This is a genomic window from Streptomyces sp. CB02959 (genome assembly GCF_002803155.1).
In the GTDB taxonomy this organism is placed as follows: domain Bacteria; phylum Actinomycetota; class Actinomycetes; order Streptomycetales; family Streptomycetaceae; genus Streptomyces.
The window spans coordinates 1-23365 of sequence record NZ_NNBP01000036.1 but is presented as its reverse complement, the minus strand read 5'-3'; the positions used below and the strand labels follow the sequence as shown (position 1 = coordinate 23365).

At 73.1% G+C, this 23365-nt stretch carries 20 protein-coding genes; 10 read left to right on the top strand and 10 right to left on the bottom strand.

Going from position 1 to position 23365, the window contains the following annotated elements; all coding sequences use genetic code 11:
- Nucleotides 1-22: 22 nt before the first annotated feature.
- Nucleotides 23-874: a LysR family transcriptional regulator gene (locus tag CG747_RS39690; RefSeq protein WP_100606750.1), complete on the top strand. Its 852-nt coding sequence runs from the start codon at nucleotides 23-25 to the stop codon at nucleotides 872-874.
- Nucleotides 875-896: 22 nt separating this feature from the next.
- On the opposite strand, the gene CG747_RS39685 is transcribed toward CG747_RS39690, so the two are convergent.
- The 3 genes from CG747_RS39685 to CG747_RS39675 form a co-directional block, all read right to left on the bottom strand.
- The gene (locus tag CG747_RS39685) at nucleotides 897-3296 is read right to left on the bottom strand and encodes a tetratricopeptide repeat protein (RefSeq protein ID WP_100606749.1); all 2400 of its coding nucleotides are present in this window, start codon (nucleotides 3294-3296) and stop codon (nucleotides 897-899) included.
- A complete protein-coding gene (locus tag CG747_RS39680; RefSeq protein WP_100606800.1) occupies nucleotides 3293-3712 on the bottom strand; it encodes a hypothetical protein in 420 nt (139 codons plus the stop codon). Before CG747_RS39680 ends, CG747_RS39685 begins: the two co-directional genes overlap by 4 nt.
- Nucleotides 3713-3983: 271 nt before the next feature.
- Nucleotides 3984-6959, bottom strand: a complete 2976-nt coding sequence (locus CG747_RS39675) for an FAD-binding and (Fe-S)-binding domain-containing protein (protein ID WP_257981040.1) — start codon at nucleotides 6957-6959, stop codon at nucleotides 3984-3986.
- Between the two features lie 76 nt (nucleotides 6960-7035).
- Between CG747_RS39675 and CG747_RS39670 the strand changes: the two genes are divergently transcribed.
- Nucleotides 7036-7236, top strand: a complete 201-nt coding sequence (locus tag CG747_RS39670; RefSeq protein WP_100606748.1) for a hypothetical protein — start codon at nucleotides 7036-7038, stop codon at nucleotides 7234-7236.
- Nucleotides 7237-7335: 99 nt separating this feature from the next.
- On the opposite strand, the gene CG747_RS39665 is transcribed toward CG747_RS39670, so the two are convergent.
- A complete protein-coding gene (locus CG747_RS39665; RefSeq protein ID WP_100606747.1) occupies nucleotides 7336-8778 on the bottom strand; it encodes an FAD-binding oxidoreductase in 1443 nt (480 codons plus the stop codon).
- 78 nt (nucleotides 8779-8856) lie between these two features.
- Here CG747_RS39665 and CG747_RS39660 point away from each other — a divergent pair, with 78 nt between their 5' ends.
- Together CG747_RS39660 and serC are read left to right on the top strand one after the other, a co-directional pair.
- Nucleotides 8857-9909, top strand: coding sequence for a YafY family protein (locus CG747_RS39660; RefSeq protein WP_100606746.1), 1053 nt, complete (start codon nucleotides 8857-8859; stop codon nucleotides 9907-9909).
- A gap of 132 nt (nucleotides 9910-10041) precedes the next feature.
- Nucleotides 10042-11160 (top strand): phosphoserine transaminase, encoded by a 1119-nt coding sequence (gene serC / locus CG747_RS39655; RefSeq protein WP_100606745.1) that lies wholly within the window; start codon nucleotides 10042-10044, stop codon nucleotides 11158-11160.
- A 112-nt stretch (nucleotides 11161-11272) separates the two neighbouring features.
- On the opposite strand, the gene CG747_RS39650 is transcribed toward serC, so the two are convergent.
- On the bottom strand, nucleotides 11273-12052 hold the full coding sequence (locus CG747_RS39650) for a DUF6333 family protein (RefSeq protein ID WP_100606744.1): 780 nt from the start codon (nucleotides 12050-12052) through the stop codon (nucleotides 11273-11275).
- A 231-nt stretch (nucleotides 12053-12283) separates the two neighbouring features.
- Between CG747_RS39650 and CG747_RS39640 the strand changes: the two genes are divergently transcribed.
- On the top strand, nucleotides 12284-12697 hold the full coding sequence (locus CG747_RS39640) for a PPOX class F420-dependent oxidoreductase (protein ID WP_100606742.1): 414 nt from the start codon (nucleotides 12284-12286) through the stop codon (nucleotides 12695-12697).
- A gap of 45 nt (nucleotides 12698-12742) precedes the next feature.
- On the opposite strand, the gene CG747_RS39635 is transcribed toward CG747_RS39640, so the two are convergent.
- Entirely contained in the window at nucleotides 12743-13789 is a 1047-nt protein-coding gene (locus CG747_RS39635) for an esterase-like activity of phytase family protein (protein ID WP_257981039.1), read from the bottom strand.
- Between the two features lie 100 nt (nucleotides 13790-13889).
- Here CG747_RS39635 and CG747_RS39630 point away from each other — a divergent pair, with 100 nt between their 5' ends.
- Both CG747_RS39630 and CG747_RS39625 read left to right on the top strand, forming a co-directional pair.
- Nucleotides 13890-14561 carry a GDSL-type esterase/lipase family protein gene (locus tag CG747_RS39630; protein WP_100606740.1) on the top strand — a complete coding sequence of 224 codons (672 nt, stop codon included), beginning with the start codon at nucleotides 13890-13892 and terminating at the stop codon, nucleotides 14559-14561.
- Nucleotides 14562-14602: 41 nt separating this feature from the next.
- Nucleotides 14603-15595 carry an aldo/keto reductase gene (locus tag CG747_RS39625; RefSeq protein WP_100606739.1) on the top strand — a complete coding sequence of 331 codons (993 nt, stop codon included), beginning with the start codon at nucleotides 14603-14605 and terminating at the stop codon, nucleotides 15593-15595.
- Between the two features lie 189 nt (nucleotides 15596-15784).
- On the opposite strand, the gene thpR is transcribed toward CG747_RS39625, so the two are convergent.
- The 3 genes from thpR to CG747_RS39610 are packed head-to-tail and all read right to left on the bottom strand — an operon-like array spanning nucleotide 15785 to nucleotide 18340.
- Nucleotides 15785-16351, bottom strand: a complete 567-nt coding sequence (thpR, locus tag CG747_RS39620; RefSeq protein WP_100606738.1) for an RNA 2',3'-cyclic phosphodiesterase — start codon at nucleotides 16349-16351, stop codon at nucleotides 15785-15787.
- A 44-nt stretch (nucleotides 16352-16395) separates the two neighbouring features.
- Nucleotides 16396-17874, bottom strand: a complete 1479-nt coding sequence (locus tag CG747_RS39615; protein WP_100606737.1) for an MFS transporter — start codon at nucleotides 17872-17874, stop codon at nucleotides 16396-16398.
- A 28-nt stretch (nucleotides 17875-17902) separates the two neighbouring features.
- Nucleotides 17903-18340, bottom strand: coding sequence for a MarR family winged helix-turn-helix transcriptional regulator (locus tag CG747_RS39610; RefSeq protein ID WP_100606736.1), 438 nt, complete (start codon nucleotides 18338-18340; stop codon nucleotides 17903-17905).
- A 141-nt stretch (nucleotides 18341-18481) separates the two neighbouring features.
- Here CG747_RS39610 and CG747_RS39605 point away from each other — a divergent pair, with 141 nt between their 5' ends.
- Nucleotides 18482-18667, top strand: coding sequence for a ribbon-helix-helix protein, CopG family (locus tag CG747_RS39605; protein ID WP_100606735.1), 186 nt, complete (start codon nucleotides 18482-18484; stop codon nucleotides 18665-18667).
- Here CG747_RS39605 and CG747_RS39600 read toward each other — a convergent pair.
- The gene (locus CG747_RS39600) at nucleotides 18664-20136 is read right to left on the bottom strand and encodes an NCS2 family permease (protein WP_100606734.1); all 1473 of its coding nucleotides are present in this window, start codon (nucleotides 20134-20136) and stop codon (nucleotides 18664-18666) included. The two genes, CG747_RS39605 and CG747_RS39600, sit on opposite strands and share 4 nt — an antisense overlap.
- A 272-nt stretch (nucleotides 20137-20408) precedes the next feature.
- On the opposite strand from CG747_RS39600, the gene CG747_RS39595 reads away from it, so the two are divergent.
- The gene (locus tag CG747_RS39595; RefSeq protein ID WP_100606733.1) at nucleotides 20409-20684 is read left to right on the top strand and encodes a DUF2530 domain-containing protein; all 276 of its coding nucleotides are present in this window, start codon (nucleotides 20409-20411) and stop codon (nucleotides 20682-20684) included.
- Between the two features lie 173 nt (nucleotides 20685-20857).
- Nucleotides 20858-23302, top strand: a complete 2445-nt coding sequence (locus CG747_RS39590; RefSeq protein ID WP_100606732.1) for a cation-translocating P-type ATPase — start codon at nucleotides 20858-20860, stop codon at nucleotides 23300-23302.
- The last annotated feature ends 63 nt before the right edge of the window (nucleotides 23303-23365 follow it).

Genomic DNA, 23365 nt, shown 5'->3' with positions numbered 1-23365 from the left:
CCGGTTGTTATGCTCCGCAGGCATGAGCATCGAGCTGCGTCATTTCCGCTGCTTCCTCGCCATCGCCGACACCCTGAGCGTGACCCGCGCCGCCGAACGCCTCCACCTCACCCAGCCCGCCGTCTCCCGCACCCTCCGCCAGCTGGAGGACGCGCTGGGCGTCCGCCTCGTCGACCGGACCACCCACCACCTCGCGCTCACCCCGGACGGCCGGGCCTTCCGGGACCGGGCCGCCCTCGCGGTCGCCGCCTTCGACCGTGCGCTGGCCTACGGCCGCCACACCGGCTGGCCGCTCCGCCTGGGCCACGCCTGGTCGGCGGCGGGCGCCGGCACCACCACCCTGCTCCGCCGCTGGCACGAGCAGCACCCGGAGACCCCGCTCGAACTCCTCCGCATCGACGACCGCACGGCCGGCCTGGCCCGCGGCGACGTGGACGCGGCCCTCCTCCGGGGCGAGGTCAGCGCCCCCGGCCTGGTCACCGAGGAGCTGACGACCGAGCCCCGGGTGGCCGGGCTGCCCGCCGACGACCCGCTGGCCCGCCGCCCGAACCTCTCCCTCGCCGACCTCGCCACCCGCACCATCGCCCTGAACACGGTCTCCGGGACCACCTTCGTCGATCTCTGGCCTCCCACCGCCCGCCCCACCTCGACGATCACCATCGGCAACACCGACGACTGGATCGCCGCCATCACGGGCGGCCGCGCGGTCGGCGTCACCACCTCCGCCACCGCCGGGATGCACCCGCACCCGGCGATGGCGTACGTCCCGCTGACCGACGCCCCGCCCGTCCCCGTCGTGATCGCCTGGCGCGACGGCCCCGGCCACCCCCGCATCCCGGACCTGGTGGCCCTGGCACGCGAGGTCATGGGCTGACCGCAGCTGTCGTTGCGCGCGGTCACGGCTGCTCTTGTGGATGCCCCTCGGCTCCCGGACCGTGCGGTCGCCGGTCGTTCTCCGACGCGTTGCGCCTTCTCAACTCCGCCCAACTGACTCGCTCCGCCGGCCGCAAGGCGTCCCGACAGAGCCGCGTGATGAAGTGGTCGGCTCCAAGAAGGCGCAACGCGTCGGCATGAGCTCTGGCAGCAAGGCTGGAAGCCCTCTCCATGTCTCCGTTCAGCCCCATCATCCGAGCCAGGTCCGCGGTCGCTTGGATGGTGAAGGGATGGTGCTCCCCCAGCACCGACGTCCGAAAGTCGACCACCGCACGGATCTCTCCGATAGCAGCTTCCTTGTCGCCGCGCTCCCAGCAAACGACCGCGAAGTTGTGCCGGGCAGTGGCCGTGAGCGGATGAGAAGGGCCAAAGTGTGCGACGTAGGTGCGAACGGTTTCTCGGGAAAGTTCCCAGACCTGATCCCAGCTGAGCGCCCGCACTGCATCATCGACAAGGGCTTGCGGGCCCCGGGCCGCAATCAACGCTTCCCGCATCGCCGCCGCACAGTTCAGAAGAGCGAGTGCGGCAACCTCATCGCTTCGTTGGCCGTGCAGACGCGGTAGTAGATCTACAAGTCGCTGAGCGAGCTGAACGGCTTCCCCGAAGTTCCCGAGATGAAAATGGGATTCCACTTGCAGGTGGATTGCCTCAGCGGTGTCAGCGTGCGTCGGCCCCAGGAGGCGTTGCCTGGTCTCGTAGGCCTGAGCGCCGAACTTCAGAGCGTCCGCGGAGCGCCCACGTCTGCCGTACAGAACCACCGCCTGGACTTGCGCCTGGGCCAGAAGTAGCGGTGACTCCTCCGCCCACGCCGTTGCAGCGTCCAATGCCTCTTCGATAATTGGCTCCGCGCCAGCAAAGTCCCCCATCATGACGATGATCCTCCCCAGCGCCATCAGGTCAGCGACCTTGTCGATGCCCCTGGCCTTGCCCTCTTGAGCGGTCGCCTCCACAACACCTGCCGCGAAGGGCAGAGCGTCTGCCCACTGCCCCGCAGAATCATGCGCATCACGCACTCGGCGCGCCGCGTCCACCACCTGCCCAGCGGTGCTCCTGGCCTTGAGCAACGTCAGGAGGTGGGGTTCAACAAGTCGCGTATTCCCTACCTCTCCTGTCTGGGGCACGGCCCGGTTCACCAGCCTCGCGACAGCCGCGAACAGCTCTGCGCGCTGCTGCCGCGGAACTCCCGCCGCAACCGTTTCCAGGAGCAGCCCATGCGCAGTAACGCACCGCACAGGCCCGCGCCCCCCGTACCCCGGTACCTCAATGAGGTCTGCCAGCGAAGCGGACAGCAGCCCGCGCAGTCCCGCCTCGATCCGTTCTGCCGGAAGCCCTGGTGCACCCACAGCAAGCACCGCCGACGGGGCCAGTAGCGCGACAGGCACCGGCGCGGGCGCCAGGCACGCCAACAGCCTGAGCACGCCTAGCGCTTCGGGCAAGCCGCGCTGCGCCAGCGCATCGAGCGAGAGCTGCCACGTGCGGCTCAGTCGTTCCCTCGCCCCGCTTTCCAGCCCTGCGCCACGGTCCAGCAGCGCGACGGGATCCTCCCCCAGCCGCTCCAGGTATTCCTCTACCGTCCAGCTTTCGAGAAGCTGTTGGGAGAGGAAGCCTCCCGCGAGGGTCAGCGCCAGCGGATGACAGCCCAGCCGCTCAGCAAGTCGCAGTGTCGCTTCGGGCTGGTGGTCTCCGGGAGCCAGGTCGTGGAGCAGTTCCGCAGCTTCTGCCACGGGCAGGACGTCCACGCGGTGCATCCGCGCCCGTACCCCCCTCCAGGCGGGGTCATCGGCCTGCCGGGAGGTCACCAGCACCGTTCCGCGGGCGGAGGTACGGAGCCAGCCGTCCCGCAGAGGCTTCGGGTCATCAGCATTGTCCAGCACCAGCAGCCAGGGTTCGGGGGAATCGTCCAGGCGCTGCCATACCAGGTCGGCGGCAGCACGCCGACCCTCCTGCGCGGCCCGTACCTCCTCCGGTGACGCTCCCCGGTCTGCGGCTACCGCGAGCATGCCGGCGCGAAGTTGCGACTCGCGCGAAGCGTCCACCCACAGCGCCACCCGCGAAGATGCCGTCCGATCGAACAGCCATCGGGCCACTGCGGTCTTCCCACACCCCCCGAACCCGTGCAGCACATGCACTCCGCCACCGGAACCCACCGAGGCCAGGAGTTCCTCCCGCAGCTCCTCCCGGTCACGGAGCGCCGCCCGCAGGGGCGGGGACAGCGCTACGCGCACCGACGCAGGTCCGGTTGCCGACGCTGACGGGATCTCTGCCCCGTGATGGTGGTGTTCGGTGATCTGGATGTCCCGCTCGGCCTGGAAGATCCGTCCCTGCTCATAGGCCGCAGCACGCAGCGAAGCGTCCTCGCTCATACGCCCTCCACCCCGCCGATCCGCATATCACGCCCGGCTTGGTAGACCCGCGCTTGCCCGGAGGCGGTGGCGTCTTGGGCCACCGAAGGCACCACGGCGTCGACCGCCGCCAACTCATCGAGCATTACCCGTAGTTCGTCAGAGAGTTCAGGGCAGGCCGTGAGCAGGCGCCGGATCCGGCCCTGCCACTCCACGCCCAGCTCGGCTTCGATCTCTCGGTCACCGGCGGACTGTGCCCCGAGGAGTTCGTCCCTGGTTGTTTCGATTTCGTCAGCGATGGCCGGTGCCCTGTCCGGGCGGGCCCGCTGCCACAGTGAAACAACCCTGTCCCTGACGTTCTGCCAGGTCTCGGTCGTCAGCAATGTGACCAGCGTCGTACCCGCGGTACCCGCTAACGCCGCGATCTCCGGATCCATAGCCATCCCCCTCCGTCACACATTGCGAGCAGGGCATCACCCTAGGGCGCGCGCCCCGGGCAGGGCACCTGCCAATCAGTCGTCCTCCGAGAAGCCCTCGCGTAGGGAGCGTCCGACGTGCCCGTCCCGCCCGACGTTTCACCCGCTTCGGCCACACCGACCAATCGCCCCACCCAAAGCGACTGAGCAGGCGGGATGGCGGCTACCCGCCAGCCGGCGCAGCTACAGCACGAACCGGAACGCCCCCGCCCGAACCAGGCCCCGCCCCGGCTCACCGGCCCGCCCCCTCCTCCCGGTCCAGCCCCTCCGCCAGCACCTCCGCCAGGTGCCGGCCGCGGCGCTCGCCGAGCTGGGCGAGCTGGGTGCGGCAGGAGAAGCCGTCGGCGAGGATCTCGGCCTCCGGGGCGGCCTCCCGCACGGCAGGGAGGAGTTGATCCTCGGCGCAGGCGACCGAGACCTCGTAATGGCCGCGTTCGAAGCCGAAGTTGCCGGCCAGGCCGCAGCAGCCGCCGCTCAACGCGCCCTCCAAGCCGGCCCGTTCGCGGAGTCGGCGGTCGGCGGCGTCGCCGAGGACCGCGTGCTGGTGGCAGTGGGTCTGGCCGGCGACCGGGCGGTCGAGGCGGGGCGGGGTCCAGTCGGGGGCCAGCTCCTCCAGCACCTCGGCGAAGGTGCGGACGGCGGCGGCGAGCCGGGCGGCGCGGGGGTCGTCGGCGAGCAGCTCCGGCAGGTCGGTGCGGAGCGCCGCGGCGCAGCTCGGTTCGAGGACGACCAGGGGGCGGCCGGGGCCCACGAGGGGGCCGAGCACCTCCACCGTCCGGCGCATGACGGCCCGGGCCTGGGTGAGCTGGCCGGTGGAGACGTAGGTCAGGCCGCAGCAGAGGCCGGGGCGGGGCAGCGGGAGCGGCGGGCGGGCCGACAGGGGCGCGCTCGGCGGCAGCAGGGGCCGCAGTCCGGCGGCCTCCAGGACGCGGACGGCGGCCCGCCCCACCTCCGGGGAGAGGTGGTCGGTGAACGTGTCGGGCCACAGGACGACGGTCCGGCCGCCCGTCGGCGCACCCGTCGTCGCATGCCGGCGCCACCACCACCGGCGGAACGTCTCCCCCGCCAGCTCCGGGATCTCCCGCTCCGGCGCGATCCCGCCGAGCCGCTTGGCGACCGCGGCCAGCGGGGTGCGGGCGAGCGTGTTGAGGACCGGCGCCGCGGGGGCGGCGGCGCGCAGCCAACGGGGCAGGCGGCCCATGGCGTAGTGGGCGGCGGGGCGGAGCCGGCCCGCGTAGTGGTGGTGCAGGAACTCCGCCTTGTAGGTGGCCATGTCGACGCCCACGGGGCAGTCGCTGCGGCAGCCCTTGCAGGACAGGCAGAGGTCGAGGGCGTCGCGCACCTCCGGGGAGCGCCAGCCGTCGGTGACCACCTCGCCGGCCAGCATCTCGTGCAGCAGCCGGGCGCGCCCGCGGGTGGAGTGCCGCTCCTCGCCGGTGGCCCGGTACGACGGGCACATGACGTCCGCCGCGCCCGAACCCAGCTTCTCGGTACGGCATTTGGCGACGCCGACGCAGCGGCGGACGGCGGCGGAGAAGTCGCCGCCGTCCTGCGGGTAGCCGAACTCCACCGGGACCGGGCCCTTGGGCAGCGGGGCGAAGCGGAGGTTGTCGTCGAGGCGGGCCGGGCGGACCAGCATGCCGGGGTTGAGGCCCGCGGCCGGGTCCCAGAGGTCCTTGAACCGGCCGAAGAGGCCGACCAGTTCCGCACCGTACATCGCGGGGAGGAGTTCGGCGCGGGCCTGTCCGTCGCCGTGCTCGCCGGAGAGCGAACCGCCGTGCGCCACCACCAGGGCGGCCAGGTCGGTGGAGAACTCCCGGAAGCGGCGGATGCCGGGCGGGGTGAGCAGGTCGAAGTCGATCCGGACGTGGATGCAGCCGTCGCCGAAGTGGCCGTAGGGGGTGCCGCGCAGGCCGTGCTGGGCGAGCAGGGCCCGGAAGTCCCGGAGGTAGCGGCCCAACCGGGCGGGCGGGACGGCGCAGTCCTCCCAGCCGGGCCATGCCTCGCTGCCGTCGGACAGCCGGGTCGCGGTCCCGGAGGCGTCCTCGCGGATCCGCCAGAGGGCGCGCTGGCCGGCCGGGTCGGTGACGAGGGTGTGGCCGGTGGCGCCGTCCGTCCTCGCCGCGCGGCACAGCGCCTCGGCGCGGGCGGCGGCCTCGGCGGGGCTCGCCCCGCCGGTCTCGACGAACAGCCAGGCGCCGCCGTCGGGCAGCCCGGTGGCGCCCTTGCCGACCAGATCGGCGGCCATGCCCTCGACGGTCAGCGGCCGGTGCGGGAGGAGGGTGTGCGCGGCCTCGGCGGCGGCGGCCTCGTCGGGGTAGGCGAGGACGGCCAGCGCGCGGGCCGCGGGGGCCTCGACGAGCCGGACGGTGGCCTCCGTGACGACCCCGAGGGTGCCCTCGCTGCCGGTGAGGGCGCGGGCCAGGTCGGTGCCCGCCTCGGGGAGCAGGGCGTCCAGGGTGTAGCCGGAGATGCGGCGCGGGAGGCCGGTCGGGTAGCCGGTGCGCAGCAGCGTCGACTCCCGGTCCACGAGGGCCTTGACGCCGTCCCGCAGGCGGGGCGGGAGGCCGGTGGGGCGGCCTTCGGGATCGGTGCCGCGGCCGGCCCGGACCGGTTCGCCGCCGTAGGTGAGCAGGTCCAGGGTGTGGACGTTGTCGGCGGTGGTGCCCCAGGCGACCGAGTGCGCGCCGCAGGAGTTGTTGCCGATCATGCCGCCGAGGGTGCAGCGGCTGTGGGTGGAGGGGTCGGGGCCGAAGGTCAGCCCGTGCGGGGCGGCGGCGGCCCGGAGGTCGTCGAGGATGACACCGGGCTGGACGACGGCGGTGCGGGCCGCGGGGTCCAGGGCGACGATCCGGCGCAGGTGGCGGGTGAAGTCCAGGACGACGCCGGTGCCGGTGGCCTGTCCGGCGATGCTGGTGCCGCCGCCGCGCGGCACCACCGGGACGCCTCGTTCGCGGCAGACCCGTAGCGCCGCGGCGACGTCCTCGGCGTCCCGGGGCGCGACCACCGCGTCCGGGACCCGCCGGTAGTTGGACGCGTCCATCGTCATCAGGGCCCGGTCGGCGGCGGTGGCCGAGACCTCGCCCCGTACCGCCGCGGTGAGTTCGCGCGCCAGGTCCCGGCGGGCGGCCGCCGCCCGCTCGGCTCCCCGTCCGCCCTTGCCGGGTCCGCCGCCGTTCCGCTTGTCCTTCTCCGTGCGCTCAGCCATGTCACCAGACTGCCCTCGGGGGGAGGGGTCGGGGCAAGGGCTGTGGACAACGGTGTCGCCGCCTAGCATGGAACGCATGAGCGACGACGCGTCCGGTGGCACCTCGCACCACACGGCCCACCACACCTCCCACCACTCGTCGGACGATTCCTCCCCCTGGCAGCCGCACCGGTCGTCCGGCAGCCTGCCGTCGCTGGACACCCTGCGCCGCGCGGCGCGGTGGGAGACCCTCGCCATCCTCGTGGCGCTGATCGTGCTGGCGGCCGTCTTCAGCTAGCCCTACGGGCGGCGGCCGTTCGGCCGGACGGCGGACGCGCGGCAGGCGAACGGGCGCCGCCCGTACGGGCATCAGGCGTACACGGCTCACGCAGCGGGCTCACGCCTCGTACGGGTGGAAGCGGAAGACGTTCTCCGGGTCGTGCGTGGCCTTGAGGTCCGCCAGCCGGGACCGGGCCGCCGTCCCGTGGGTGCTGCGGGCCACCTCCGCCGCGTCCGCCCGCCCCCGCTGCTCGCCCAGTAGGAAGTTGACGCTCCGTCCGATCCGCCAGGGCTCGACCGCCGCCAGCGCCGCCGCGTGCACCTCCCGTGCGGTCGCCAGGTCGTCTTCGGGGGCGGCGTCGCCCAGCGGGGACAGCACCCGCAGCGCGAACCGGGCGTCCCGGTGGCCCACCGCCCCGGCCCCGCCGCCGGTGGAGCCGGTCGCCAGCGCCCCGCCCAGGTGGTTGAGCTGGACCACCACCATCAGCGGCGCGGCCGGCCCGGTCAGTGCCGCCACCCGTTGCAGTGCCGCCGCGTCCAGGCCGTCGAGCAGCGCGTTGTCGCCGTTGTAGGAGTGCGGGTCGCTGGGGTCTCGGTGGATGGTGTGGGACTCCTCGTAGGGCATCTCGCGCAGGTCGTCGCCGACCACCGGGCCGACCGCGCGCAGCGGCGCCACCAGGCGCGCGCCCTCCTCCGCGGAACCGGTGTACGCGATCCGGATCTGGAGCAGGTGGCGGCCGCGCAGCGGGGCCGGCAGCTGCGGCAGGTCCGGGTAGACGATCAGGGCGAGCGAGGAGGTCAGGGTGTCGGGGACGGTCTCGGTCCAGCGCAGGTACGCGGCGAGCGCGTCGTCGATCTGCTCGGCGCCGAAGACGAGTTGCCCGCCGTAGAGCCGGGCCACCGGCATCAGCCCGAACTCCATGCCGGTGACCACGCCGAGGCCGTGTCCGCCGCCGAGCAGCCCCCAGAAGAGGTCCGGGTCGGTCTCGGCGGTGACCCGGACCCGGCGCGCGTCGGCGGTGACCAGCTCGACGGCCCGGACGTGGTCGGCGGCGAACCCGTAGGTGCGGGCCAGCACCCCGACCCCGCCCCCGAGGGTGTACGAGACCACGCCTACGCCGGGCGAGGAGCCGTTGAGCGGGGCGAGCCCGTGCGGGGCGGCGGCCGCGACGACCTGGCCCCAGACGACGCCCGCGGCGACCGTTGCGGTGCCCGCCGCGGGGTCCACGGTGACGTCGGTCATCCGCCGCGTGCTGATCAGCAGTCCGCCGTCGGTGGCGGTCGAGAGGCCGTGCCCGGTGACCTGGACGGCGACCGGCAGCTGCTGGGCGCGGGCGAAGCCGACCGCGGCGGCCACGTCGGCGGCGTCCGCCGCGCCGACGATGACGGCGGGGCGGTGCCGGTAGCCGGCCTGGAAACCGGACCGCTCGGCGTCGTAGCCCTCGTCACCGGGGCGGAACACCGGCCCGCGGACCTGCCGTACGAGGTCCGCCACCGCCTCCGGGGCGAGCGGGGTGGCGGCGGGGCGGGAGAGGGGGGCGAGTGCTTCGGTCGTCGTCATGCGTCGCACTCTCGGCCCATAACTTGACATCGGCCGTCATATTTAAAAAGGAGTTCGGCGGCGGGATATAAACCGGGGGTGAAGGCCGACCGTCTGCTCTCGATCCTGCTGCTCCTCCAGACCCGCGGCCGGGTCCCGGCGAGCGAACTGGCCGCGCGCCTGGAGGTCTCCACCCGCACCGTCTACCGGGACGTCGAGGCACTGTCGGCGTCCGGAGTGCCGGTCTACGCGGAACGCGGCCGGCACGGCGGGATCGCGCTGCTCCCCGGCTTCCGCACCGACGTCACGGGGCTGACCACCGACGAGGCCCGGGCGCTGTTCATCCTGGCCGCGCAGGGCGCGCACCAGGCGCTCGGCCTGGACGGCGCGCTGGGTTCGGCGCTGCGCAAGGTGATGGCGGCGCTGCCGGCCCCGCACCGCCCGGCCGCCGAACTCGCCGGCCGGCGCATCCTGGTGGACCCCGACCGCTGGCTCGGCGGCCCCCGCCCGGCGGTGGACCTGGACGAGCTGCAGACCGCCGTCTTCACCGACCGGCGGCTGCGGATCCGCTACCGGCACAGCGGCGAGACCCGGCTGCGCACCTACACCGTCGACCCGTACGGGCTGGTCGCCAAGGCCGGGACCTGGTACCTGGTCGCCGACCGACGCGGCCGGCCGCAGCTGTTCCGGGCCGACCGGGTCGCGTCGGCGGCCGTCACCGACGCCCCGGTGCGGCGGCGGCCGGGCGCGGAGCTGGCGGAGGTCTGGGCGCAGCTGCGGCGGCAGGTGGAGGAGCGGCCGGCGCCGGTGCGGGTGACCGCCCGGATCCGCCGGGAGCGGTTGGACCTGGCGGTGCGGATCCTGGGCGGCGCGCTGACCGGGCCCCCGCGGACGGGCGACGCGGCGGACGGGGAAGAGGGGGCTGGCGGGGACGGCGGGCCACGCCACGCGGCCGGAGCCGCGGACGGGTGGGCGGTCCTGGAGCTCGGCTATCCGGTGCTCTCCGCCGTCCGCCAACTGCTCCAGTTCGGTGACTCGCTGGAGGTGCTGGACCCGCCCGAGGCCCGCCGGGTGCTGGCCGACGCCGCGGCGGCGCTCACCGGCCTCTATGCGGCGGACGGCACGGCGGACGGCGCGGCGGACGGCGCGTAGCCGCCCCCGCGCCCGTCCGGCGTGCGGTACCCGTGAGGCGCCTGTGACGTCCCGTGTCCACACTCCGACCGCAGGTCATCTCACCCGCTGGACGCTCCACCCGACCCCCGCGCGACCCCTTAGGCTTCCCCCGTGGCTGATATCGAGATCCCCGCTGACCTCAAGCCCGCCGACGGACGCTTCGGCGCGGGCCCCTCCAAGGTGCGTACGGAGGCGCTCGACGCGCTGGCCGCCACCGGTACCTCGCTGCTCGGCACCTCCCACCGCCAGGCCCCGGTCAAGAACCTGGTCGGCAAGGTGCGGCAGGGCGTGCGCGACCTCTTCCAGCTCCCCGAGGGCTACGAGGTCGTCCTCGGCAACGGCGGTTCCACCGCGTTCTGGGACGTCGCGACGCACGGCCTGATCGAGAACAAGTCGCAGCACCTCTCCTTCGGCGAGTTCTCCTCGAAGTTCGCCAAGGCCGCCAAGCTGGCGCCGTGGCTCGCCGAGCCCACCGTCATCTCCGCCGACCCGGGCACCCACCCGGAGCCGGTCGCCGAGGCGGGCGTGGACGTCTACGCCTTCACCCACAACGAGACCTCGACCGGTGTCGCGGCCCCGATCCAGCGGGTGGCCGGCGCCGACGAGGGCTCCCTGGTGCTGGTCGACGCCACCTCCGGCGCCGGCGGTCTCCCGGTGGACATCACCCAGACCGACGTCTACTACTTCGCGCCCCAGAAGTCCTTCGCCTCGGACGGCGGTCTGTGGCTCGGCGTCTTCTCCCCGGCCGCCCTGGAGCGCGCCCGCGCCGTCCACGCGTCCGGCCGCCACGTCCCGGAGTTCTTCTCGCTCCCCACGGCGATCGACAACTCCCTGAAGAACCAGACGTACAACACCCCCTCCCTCGCCACCCTCTTCCTGCTCAACGAGCAGCTGGAGTGGATCAACGGCCAGGGCGGCCTGGACTGGGCGGTCGGCCGCACCGCCGCCTCCTCGGGCGCCCTCTACGGCTGGGCCGAGGACTCCAAGTACGCCACCCCGTTCGTCACCGACCCGGCGAAGCGCTCGCAGGTCATCGGCACGATCGACTTCAACGACGACATCGACGCGGCGGCGATCGCCAAGGCGCTGCGCGCCAACGGCATCGTCGACACCGAGCCGTACCGCAAGCTCGGCCGCAACCAGCTGCGGATCGCGATGTTCCCGGCGATCGACCCGGCGGACGTCCAGGCGCTGACGGCCTGCATCGACTACGTGATCGGCCAGCTGTAACGGCACCCCGGCGACACACCCGGACGGGCCCCGGCGGGCAGCAGCACCGCCGGGGCCCGTCCGCGTACCGGGTCCGCCGGAACGGCCGGATCCACCGGAACCGCCGCGTCCGCTAGAACCGCCGGAGCCACACGTCGTCGAGGTTGCCCGCGCCCACCTCCGACCGGCGGACGCGGAAGGTGGAGACCCGCCGGTGCTCGACCCCGCCGCCGGCGAGCGGGCCGTGCAGCCCGAGGGCCAGCAGGCCGAGGTCGGACCAGACGCGGTCGCGGGGCTCGTCGTCGAGGTCGAAGCCCGCCTCCGCCGCCTCCTCACGCCCGATGCCGAGCGCGCGCAGCAGGCCCTCCGGGTCGCCGACGAAGCTCCAGCCTTCCTCGTCGTCGCAGTCCCACCCGCCGGCGAACACCTCCTCGCCGGTGGGCAGGACCACGTGGTCCTCCAGGTAGCTGTTGCCGTAGTCGAGCTCGACCGACCCGACGATGCGGGCCTCCGGGTGCCGTTCGCGCTGCCGCGCGACCTCTGCGGTCATCGCCTCGCAGAGCAGGTCGCTGCCCAGGGCCGGTTCGAAGACCGCCACGACGTTGCCCCAGCAGCCGACCGAGACGAAGTCGAGGTCGGCGCGCACCTCCGGCCACGCCAGGTCCCCGACGGGGCGGTCCGGCAGCCGCTCCAGGACCTCGGCGACGGTGCCCAGCTCCTCGACGACCCGGCGGGCCCGCACCGGGTCGTGCGGGGGCAGCGGCCGGCGCTCGGCGGCGGCCGGGTCGGGGAACGGCGGGAAGAGCAGGGTGAGGTTGACGTCGCTGTGCCGCCAGGGCGTCACCTCCTCCTGCGGGTCGGGGGCGTCGTCGTGGCCGTGCGTGGCGTCCTCGTGGACGTCGGCGTTCGTCATGCGGGAACCGTAACTGCCGCCACTGACAGCGCAGTTCGGGCACCAAACGCCTCGTGGGGGCGCGGCGTCGGCGGCTCGGGCACCGGCGGCCGCCCCGGCCGGGGCCCGGAGCCCGGCCTCGCCCCGGCTCCCCCGACCGCGCCCCCGAACGGACGCACGGCGAGCGGCCGCCGCACGGGACGCACCGCGACGAGACGTGACGAAACGGGCCGGATGTGCCTCCATGGAGCCATGCGGACCCCTCCCAGCCCCGGCCTGGCCCCCTTCGAACGACAGGGGACGATCCTGCTGACCACCTACAAGAAGGACGGCACCGGCGTCGGCACCCCGGTCAACCTCGCGGTGGACGGCGACCACGCCTACTTCCGCACCTTCGGCAGCGCCTGGAAGGTCAGACGGATGCGGAACTTCCCCGAGGTGGAGTTCTGCGCCTCGACCTGGCGCGGGAAGCCCACCGGCCCCGCCGTCCGGGCCCGGGCCCGGCTGCTCGACCCGACCACCCGCGAATACCGGCGCGCCGAAAGGTCGTTGACGCGGAAGTACCCGCTGATCCACGGGCTGGTGGTGCCGCTCGTCCACCGGCTGCGGCGGGAGCGCACGCTCCACTACGAGCTGCGGCCGGTCGAGGACGCGCCGGCGGGGTAGCCGCGACGGCAGGGCCCCGCACCGGTCGACGGACCGACGGGGCCCCTAGCGGCGGCCCCGCCGCAGCAGGCTCCGGAGGGCCAGGACCAGTGCCGTCGCGCCCGCCAGCACCAGCGCCCCCTTGCCGTAACTGGGCGCCTGGTCGCCGGACCGCCCGCCCGGCGCGTCCCCGCCGGACGCGTCCCCGTGGGCCGCGCCGTCGTCCCGCCGGGCCGTGTCGGGGAGTTGCTCCCCGCTGAGCGCCACCGGCTCGACCTGGCTGCCGCGCCCCTCCGACCCGTACATCAGCGTGCGGCCGTCGCGGGTGAAGCTGACCGACTCGCCCTGCCGCTGCAGCGGCACCGCCACCCCGCCGAGGTCCTCCGGGCGGCCGTCCCGCCAGCGGTACATCCGCGCCCCGAAGTAGCCGCGCAGCACCAGCCGGGTGCCGTCCGGGGAGAACGCGCCGTCGGTCACCCACAGGTCCACCGGGGCGACCTTGCGGAAGGTGTTGCTCCCGGAGGCGGACAACCGGGCCGGTCCCTCGTAGAGCGCGGCCCCACCGCCCTGCTTCTTGCTGGCGAGGTAGACCCGGCCGGTCTTCGGGTGCACCATCAGCGCCTCGGCGTCCCGCGGCCCGTCGGCGTACCGGACGGTGAACTGCTCGGCGGTGACGGTGGTGTCGCGCAGCCGCTCCGGCTCGGGGAAGCGGTAGATCCAGACGTGGTCCCAGCTGCCGCCGAGGTTGTCGCCGATGTCGCCGACGTAGACCCGGCCGTCCGGGCCGACCGAGATCGCCTCGACGTCGCGCGGCGCCCCGATGCCGCGCAGGGTGACGGTGGCGACCGTCCGGCCGGTGGCGGCGTCGACGGCGTAGATGTAGGGGCCGTCGTCGCTGTCGTTGTGGGTCCAGTAGACGCCGGGGTGGGCGCGGCTGGCGGCCAGGCCGCTGGACTCGGTGATCCGGGGGTCGGTGAGGGTGAATCCGTCGGGCTCCGCGGCCGCGGCCGGGCCGCCCGCCGCGGTCAGCAGCGCGAGCACCGCGGCCGTCACCCCCGCCGCGTACGGCAGCGGACGACGCGGGCTCCTGGGGCGGCGCACGGCGGGATACATGGGGCACAGCCTGCCATGGCGGCCGTCCGCCCCGGGGCGGCGTGGCCAGCGTCACGTACCTGCCGGTAGCGTTCTCGGCCATCATGTCCGGATGAGGATCATGTGCGTCGGGGACTCCATGACAATCGGCAGCTCCGGCGACTTCACGTGGCGCTACCGGATGTGGCAGCACCTCAACGCGACGTACGCCGGCCCGTACCGCATCGTCGGACCGCGCCGCACTCTCCACGACCCGGCCACCGACACCGCGGACTCCCACGCGTACGCCGACCCGGACTTCCCCGAGAAGGCGCAGTGCCACCTCGCCGGCTGGGGCGAGGGCTGGCTGCACATGGCGCCGCTGATCGAGGACGCGGTGCGGGAGCACCGGGCCGACACCCTGCTGGTGTCGCTGGGACTGATCGACCTCGGGTTCTACACCGACCCGGAGCAGACGGCGGAGAACGTGCGGCACTTCGTGGCCCGCGCCCGGGCGGCCCGGCCGCACATCCGGGCGGTGCTGATGCCGGTGATACCCAATGTGCGGACGCTGATGGACCCGGACTTCGGCGCCCAGTGCACGCGCTTCAACGAGTTGCTGGCCAAGGCGGTGGCCGACCTCTCCACGCCCGGCTCGCCGCTGCTGCTGGCCTCCGTACCGGAGGGCTGGGAGATCGACACGGCCACCTACGACGGCACCCATCCGTCGGTGCTGGGCGAGCACCTGCTGGCCGGCGCGTTCGCCGACGCGATGCACCAGGCGTGGGAGGTCGGCGACCACTACGCCCCCTGACGCTTGCTTCGAGCGGGCTCCAAGGGCTTGGCTGGACGACCATGGAGTACACGCAGCTGGGACGCACCGGACTCAAGGTCGGCCGCCTCGTCCTCGGGACGATGAACTTCGGGCCGCAGACCGACGAGGCGGACAGCCACCGCATCATGGACGCCGCGCTGGACGCGGGCATCAACCTCTTCGACACCGCCAACGCCTACGGCTGGGGCGCGAACAAGGGCCGCACCGAGGAGATCATCGGCTCGTGGTTCGCGCGGGGCGGCGGCCGGCGGGACAAGACCGTGCTGGCCACCAAGGTGTACGCCAACATGAGTGCGGACGGCGAGCCGGTCTGGCCCAACCACGACAAGCTCTCCGCGCTCAACATCCGCCGCGCGGTGGACGCCAGCCTGACCCGCCTGGGCACCGACCACATCGACCTGTACCAGTTCCACCACGTCGACCGGGACACGCCCTGGGACGAGATCTGGCAGGCCGTCGACGTCCTCGTCCAGCAGGGGAAGATCCTCTACGCGGGCTCCTCCAACCACGCCGGCTGGCACCTCGCCCAGGCCAACGAGGCGGCCGCGCGCCGGGGTTCGTACGGCCTGGTCAGCGAGCAGTGCCTGTACAACCTCGCGGAGCGGCGGGCCGAGATGGAGGTCATCCCGGCCGCGCAGGCGTACGGCCTCGGGGTCATCCCCTGGTCGCCGCTGCACGGCGGCCTGCTGGGCGGGGTGCTCAAGAAGGGGGTCGAGGGCGGGCGCCGGGCGTCCGGCCGGGCCGCGGACGCCCTCGCCGACCCGGCCGTCCGGGCCCGGATCCAGTCCTACGAGGACCTGGTCGACAAGCACGGCCTGGAGCCGGGCGAGGTGGCCCTGGCATGGCTGCTCGGCCGGCCCGGGGTGACCGGCCCGATCGTGGGTCCGCGCACCGCCGACCAGCTCGCCTCGGCACTGCGCGCGGTGGAGCTGGAGCTGCCGGCGGAGCTGCTGACGGGTCTGGACGAGGTCTTCCCCGGGCCGGGGCCGTCGCCGGAGGCGTTCGCCTGGTGACGGGGCCGCCCGGCCGATCGGCGGCCCGCGCCGGGCGGGCGGTTCGGGTCAGCGCAGCGCCGCCGCCACGATGACGACGATCAGCAGCACGGCGAACAGACCGGACATGATCCGGTTACGGGTTTTGGGATCCACCCTTTGAGCGTAACCGGGGCGGAACCGGGCCCTTCGCCGACCCGGGTGTTCGGCTCACTCCCCCAGCGGCCACCGCGCCACCGGCTCGTAGCGCGGCTGGCTGCCGGGGACGCCGGGCGCCGGCGAGTGGCTGCGCACCAGGGCGATCTCCTCGACCGTCCAGGGGCTGCTCTCGAAGTCGGCCAGGGCCTCGGCGTACGGGACGAGGTCGAGGCCGCCGGTGCGGTTCCGGGCGAGGGTGAGGTGCGGGGTGTACGGGCGGTGCTCGCCCATCCGCAGGCCCGCCCGGCGGCCGACCGCCTCGGCGGCGTCCGCGAGGTGGCGCATGGCGGGCCGGTCGCCGTCCGCCCCGGCCCACACCACCCGGTCGCCGAACCGGCCGCCGCCGGCGATCCGCAGGTCGTAGGGGGCGTGCCGGTGGGCGGCTCGGGCCAGGCGCTCGTGCAGCTCGGGCAGGACGTCCTCGGGCACCTCGCCGTAGAAGGCGAGGGTGAAGTGCCAGCCGTCGTGACCGGTCCAGCGCAGCCGGTCGGCGTCCGGGAGCTTCTTCAACCTGCCCACTTCCGAAGCCAGTTGGCCGAGGGAGTGGGCCGGGGGCAGCACGGCGGCGAAGAGTCTCATGGGGCCAGTGTTGCCCCACGCCCGCCGCCGTGCCCGGCAAACCGCTACGCCGCCGGTGCCAGCTCCTTCTCCGCCGCCTCACCGGCGGCGCCCATCCGCGGGACGAACGCCACGTGCTGGCGCCCGCGCCGCAGATCGATCTTGAGGCGCAGTCCGCCGGCCCGGGCCAGGACCAGGCCGACCAGGCCCGCGGCCGCCATGGAGATCACCCCGCCGGCGAGGAAGCCGACCCGGGGGCCGTAGACGTCGGTGACCCAGCCGAGCAGCGGCGCGCCCAGCGGCGTACCGCCCATGAAGACCATCATGAACAGGCTCATCACCCGGCCGCGCATCGCCGGGTCGGTGGCCATCTGGACGCTGGAGTTGGCCGTGACGTTGATCGTCAGGCCGACCAGGCCGATCGGGGCGAGCAGCGCCGCGAAGACCCAGAACCCCGGCGCCAGGGCCGCGACGCACTCCAGCAGGCCGAAGACCAGCGCCGCCCCGACCAGCATCCGCAGCCGGGAGCCGGCCCGGCGGGCCGCGAGCAGCGCACCGATCAGCGAACCGGCCGCCATCAGGCCGTTGAACAGCGCGTACGTGCCGGCCCCGGCATGGAAGACCTTGTAGGTGAAGGCGGTCAGCCAGATCGGGAAGTTGAAGCCGAAGGTCCCGATGAAGCCGACCAGGACGATGGGCCAGATCAGTTCGGGGTGCTGGCGGACGTAGGCCAGACCCTCCCGGAGCTGCCCCTTGCTGCGCGGGACCCGGTCCACCTTGTGGAGTTCGGCGGTGCGCATCATCAACAGGCCGGTGATCGGGGCGACGAAGGACAGGCCGTTGAAGAGGAACGCCCAGCCGCTGCCGAACGCGGTGATCAGGACACCGGCGACGGCCGGGCCGATCAGCCGGGCGGACTGGAAGTTGGCGGAGTTCAGGCTGACCGCGTTGCGCAGGTCGCGCTGGCCGACCATCTCGGAGACGAACGCCTGCCGGGCCGGGTTGTCGACGACCGTGACCAGGCCGAGGAGGAAGGCGCCCGCGTAGACGTGCCAGACCTGGACCTGGCCGCTGAGCGTGAGGCCGGCCAGCGCCAGGCCGGTCAGGCCCATCGCGGACTGGGTGCACAGCAGCAGCTTGCGCTTGGCGAAGCGGTCGGTGAGGACGCCGCCGTAGAGGCCGAAGAGGAGCATCGGCAGGAACTGGAGCGCGGTGGTGATGCCGACCGCGCCGGACGAGCCGGTGAGGCTGAGCACCAGCCAGTCCTGGGCGATGCGCTGCATCCAGGTGCCGGTGTTGGAGACCACCTGGCCGGTGGCGAAGAGGCGGTAGTTGCGTATGCGGAGGGAGCTGAACATGCCCGTGCGCGGTGTGGCGGCGTGGCCGGCGGGTGTGCCGGCGGTGGCAGTCGCGGCGGCAGCCGTTCCTGCGGCGGCACCGGGGGCCTTGGTGGAGCCCGGGGTGGTCGCGGTCGCGTCGTCGGTGACCGTGTCGTCGTGGGAGTTCGGTGCGGGGGCGGAGTGTGCTCCGGATCCCGTACTCAAAGTGGGTTCGCCTCCTTGGGCCAGGGGTCTACAGCTGTGCGAGTTTCTCCAGAACCGGCGCGGCGTCCCGCACCTTGGCCCACTCGTCCTCGTCCAGCCCGGAGGCCAGCTCGGCGAGCCACGCGTTGCGCTTGCGGCGGCTCTCTTCGAGCATCGCCTCGGCCTGTTCGGTCTGGGTGACCACCTTCTGGCGGCGGTCGTCGGGGTGGGCTTCCAGCCGGACCAGTCCCTTGGCCTCCAGCATCGCCACGATGCGGGTCATCGACGGCGGCTGTACGTGCTCCTTGCGGGCCAGCTCGCCGGGCGTGGCCCGGCCGCACCGGGCGAGGGTGCCGAGCACCGACATCTCGGTGGGGCTGAGCGACTCGTCGACCCGCTGGTGTTTCAGGCGGCGCGAGAGGCGCATCACGGCGGACCGCAGGGAATTCACGGCGTCAACGTCGACACCGTTGGACAGTTCCGGCATAGTCTTTAGCATAGCTCATTAGCCTTTCTAAGGAAAGCGGCGGTCCGGAGCCCGTTCCGCGCCGCCCCGGCATCACCCGTACGAGTGAGGACGTCGCGGAAAGCGACACACCTGACCGCGTTGTGCGGGGACCGTGTCGGTATGGGATCGAGAGTGCTCAGCCTGCGCGTCGACGGGGAGCTGCTGGAGCGCCTTCGGCAGCATGCCGCAAAACGCGGAATGAGCGTCCAGGACTATGTCGTCCGGACGCTCATCCGCGAGGACTTCGATGAACGGTTGTCGAGCTCGGTCGACGAGACCGAGCGGCTGCAGGTCTGGGGGCCCTAGCGAACCCCGAGCACCTGCTCGATCGGGTTGAGCAGGAAGTAGACGAGGAAGCAGACCCCGACCGCGTTCAGCAGCCACGGGATCTCCTTGAAGCGGCCGGTCGCCGCCCGCAGCAGGATGAAGGCCAGCACGCCGATGCCGATGCCGTTGGTGATGCTGTAGGTGAACGGCATCGAGACGACGGTCAGGAACGCCGGGATGCCGACGGTGAAGTCGCCCCAGTCGATGTCCCGGACGTTCGAGGCCATGATCAGGAAGCCGACGACCAGCAGCGCGGGCGTGGCGGCCTGCGAGGGGACGACGGTGGCCAGCGGCGTGAAGATCAGCGCCAGCAGGAACAGCCCGCCGGTGACCAGGTTCGCCAGGCCGGTGCGGGCCCCCTCGCCGACGCCGGCGGTGGACTCCACGAAGCAGGTGTTGGCGGAGGCCGAGCCGAAGCCGCCGGCGGCGACCGCGATGCCGTCGACCATCAGGATCCGCCCCATGTTCGGCAGGTTGCCGGTCTCGTTGTCCAGCAGCCCGGCCTCCTCGCCGACGCCGATGATGGTGCCCATCGCGTCGAAGAAGCCGGACAGCAGGACGGTGAAGACGAAGAGGCAGCCGGTCAGCACGCCGACTTCCTTGAAGCCGCCGAAGAGACTGATCTGCCCGATGAGTCCGAAGTCGGGCGCGCCGACGATCTTGTCCGGGACGTTCGGGACGGCGAGCCCCCAGGCCGCATCCGGGATGGTCGCCACCGCGTTGATGATGATCGCGACGACGGCCATGGTGACCATGCCGATCAGGATGGCGCCCCGGGTCTTCCGGACGGTCAGCACGAACATCAGCGCCAGGCCGAGGACGAACACCAGCACCGGCCAGCCCTTGAGCTGGCCGCCCTGGCCGAGACTGAGCGGGACGGTGGTGTGCGCGGCGTCCGGGTTGCGGGACACGAAGCCCGCGTCGACCAGGCCGACCAGCGAGATGAACAGGCCGATGCCGATCGCGATGGCCCGCCGCAGCCCGCCCGGGATGGCGTCCATCACCCGCTGCCGCAGCCCGGAGGCGACCAGGATCATCAGCACCAGACCGGCGAGCACCACCATGCCCATCGCGTCCGGCCAGCTCATCTTGGGCGCGAGCTGGAGCGAGACCACGGCGTTGATGCCCAGGCCGGCCGCGACGGCGATCGGGACGTTGCCCATCACGCCCATCAGGACCGTGCCCAGACCGGCCATCAGGGCGGTGGCGGTGACCAGCTGGCCGTTGTCCAGATGGTGGCCGTATTTGTCGACGCCGGCGCCGAGGATGATCGGGTTCAGCACCACGATGTAGGCCATCGCGAAGAACGTGGCCAGTCCGCCGCGCAGCTCGCGACTGACCGTCGAACCCCGCTCGGTGATCTTGAAGAAGCGGTCGAGACCGTTCTTGGGCGGCTGTGGGCCGGGACTCTTCAGGGCGTCGACCGGCGAGGGGGTCGAGGGCGACATGCGGGACCTCAGTCGTACGGGCCGGAACAGGCGCGACGGCCTCGGGGTCTGCCCCAAGGCCGGGACACGCACAGGCGGCGGGACAGCAACCAATGGACGGGAACAGTGTGGAGGGATCAGATTGGAGGAATCAACGATCCGAACCAGTCAGTTCCGGAAAGGTTCAGTATGAATAAACAATTCGTTGATCGCTATCTCCGCGCGTAGACCCCTGGGGTGCCCACCCGAAGGACCCGGCGCGGCGCCGCCCCCGGCCCCGTAAGCTGGCCCCCATGTGGAAGAAGTCCGAACTGCGCGAGGCCCCGGCGCCCCTCGAAGGTCCCGTCGTCGGCACGATCACCGGCGGCACCGTCATCTGGTTCGTGCTCTTCCTCGCCCAGCTGCCCTTCTACGGCTGGTACTCCGACCACGGCCACACCTGGCTCGTATGGACCTGCCTGGCCGGCGGCGGGCTCGGCCTGCTGGGCATCTGGTACGTCCGCAGGCGCGGCGCCGCGATCAAGCGGGCGGCGGCCACGGCCGCCCCGGACGCCGCGAACGCCGCCTGACACCTCCGCCCCACCGGACCACCCCCTTCTCCGGCCCTCCGCCGCCCTCCCCCGGCCCGCCACCGGACGCCGTCCGCGCGCCCGGGGTTGCCGCGCGACCGGACAGAACTCCCACACCACTCCTGTCGGCCGCCGGCGGGTGAAGCGGGCATTACGCCCGTAACGTCTAGGGCATGACGGACCCGGCGCAGACCGAAGTCGAGCAACCGGAGCCCGGCGGCCGGCCCGCCGGCGGGAACGGCCGGGAGGTGGCCCGGGGCGGACTGACCGCCGCCGAGGTCGCGGAACGGGTCGCCCGGGGCGAGGTCAACGACGTCCCCGCGCGGTCCTCCCGCTCCACCGCGGACATCGTCCGCGCCAACGTCTTCACCCGGTTCAACGCCATCATCGGCGTGCTCTTCGTGATCATCCTGATCGTCGGCCCGATCCAGGACGGCCTGTTCGGCTTCGTCATCGTCGCCAACACCGGCATCGGCATCATCCAGGAACTGCGCGCCAAGAAGACCCTGGACAGCCTGGCCCTGATCGGCGAGGTCCGGCCGACCGTCCGCCGCGACGGGTCCGCCGTCGCGGTCCCCACCTCCGAGGTGGTCCTCGACGACGTCATCGAACTCGGCCCCGGCGACAAGGTCATCGTCGACGGCGAGGTGCTGGAGAGCGACGGTCTGGAGATCGACGAGTCGCTGCTGACCGGCGAGGCGGACCCGGTGGTGAAGAAGCCCGGCGACCCGGCGATGTCCGGCAGCTTCGTGGTCGCGGGCAACGGCGCGTTCGCCGCGACCAAGGTGGGCCGGGCGGCCTACGCGGCGCAGCTCGCCGAGGAGGCCAGCCGCTTCACCCTGGTCCACTCCGAACTGCGCACCGGCATCAGCCGGATCCTCAAGTACGTGACCTGGATGATGATCCCGACCGCGCTCGGCCTGATCCTCAGCCACCTGCTGACCCTGGGACTGCCGGCCGACGACGCGGTCCGCCGGATGGTCGCCGGGATCGTGCCGATGATCCCCGAGGGGCTGGTACTGCTGACCTCGGTCGCCTTCGCCATCGGCGTCGTCCGGCTCGGCCGCAAGCAGTGCCTGGTGCAGGAGCTGCCGGCCATCGAGGGCCTGGCCCGGGTCGACGTGGTCTGCCTGGACAAGACCGGCACCCTCACCGAGGGCGGCATGGACGTCAGCGAGCTGCGGCCGCTGGGCGACAGCACCCTGCCGTCGCAGGGCGACAGCGAACCGGCCCGCGTCCGGCGGGTGCTCGGCGCCTTCGGGGCGTCCGACCCGCGCCCCAACGCCTCCCTCCAGGCCGTCGCCGACGCCTACCCGGCCCCGGACGGCTGGCGGTGCACCGGCACGCTCCCGTTCTCCTCCGCCCGCAAGTACAGCGGCGCCGCCTTCGAGGAGCCCGGTGGGGAGCCCTCCGCCTGGCTGCTCGGCGCGCCGGACGTACTGCTGTCCGGCGACGACCCGCTGCTGCCGGAGATCGACCGGCTCAACGCCCAGGGCCTGCGCGTACTGCTGCTGGCCCGCGCCGGCCGGCCGCTGGACCACCCCGACGTCGTCCGCGAGGTGCGGCCCGTCGCCCTGGTCGTCCTGGAGCAGCGGCTCCGCCCGGACGCCCCCGACACCCTGCGGTACTTCGCCGAGCAGGGCGTGCAGGCCAAGGTGATCTCCGGTGACAACGCGGTGTCGGTGGGGGCGGTCGCCGGCAAGCTGGGGCTGCCCGGCGCCGACTCCCCCGTGGACGCCCGGCAGCTGCCGCACGACGACCCCGAGGCGATGGCCCGCGCCCTCGAAGGCGGCGCCGTCTTCGGGCGGGTCACGCCGCAGCAGAAGCGGGACATGGTGGGTGTGCTCCAGTCCCGCGGCCACCACGTCGCGATGACCGGTGACGGCGTCAACGACGTGCTGGCCCTCAAGGACGCCGACATCGGCGTCGCGATGGGCTCCGGCTCCGAGGCGACCCGGGCGGTGGCCCAGATCGTGCTGCTGAACAACAGCTTCGCGACCCTGCCGTCGGTGGTGGCCGAGGGCCGCCGGGTGATCGGCAACATCACCCGGGTCGCCACTCTCTTCCTCACCAAGACCGTCTACTCGGTGCTGCTGGCCGTCCTGGTGGCCTGCTGCCAGATCCCCTACCCGTTCCTGCCCCGGCATCTGACGCTGCTGTCCACGCTGACCATCGGCGTCCCCGCCTTCTTCCTCGCGCTGGCGCCCAACAAGGAGCGGGCCCGCCCGCACTTCGTCCGCCGGGTGATGCGCTACGCCGTCCCCTCCGGACTCATCACCGGCCTCGCCGCGTTCGCCACCTACCTGCTGGCCCGCTCCTACTACACCGGCCCGGACGCCCTCGGCGCGCAGACCAGCGCCGCCACCCTGACCCTCTTCCTCACCGCCCTGTACGTGCTGGCGATCATCGCCCGCCCGTACACCTGGTGGCGGATCGGCCTGGTCCTCCTGATGGGGCTGGGCTTCCTGATCGTCCTGGTGACGCCGTGGCTCCAGCACTTCTTCGCCCTGCGGCTGGTGGGCACGACGCTGCCGTGGGCGGCGGTGGCGATCGCGGTGGTGGCGGCGCTGCTGCTGGAGACCACCTGGCGGTGGGTGGGGCGGCGGTTCCCCGCGTAAACCGCGCCGGGGCGGGCCGGGCGGCCGCGGGGCTGCGCGGCGCCTAGGTCGTTTCTGATGGCT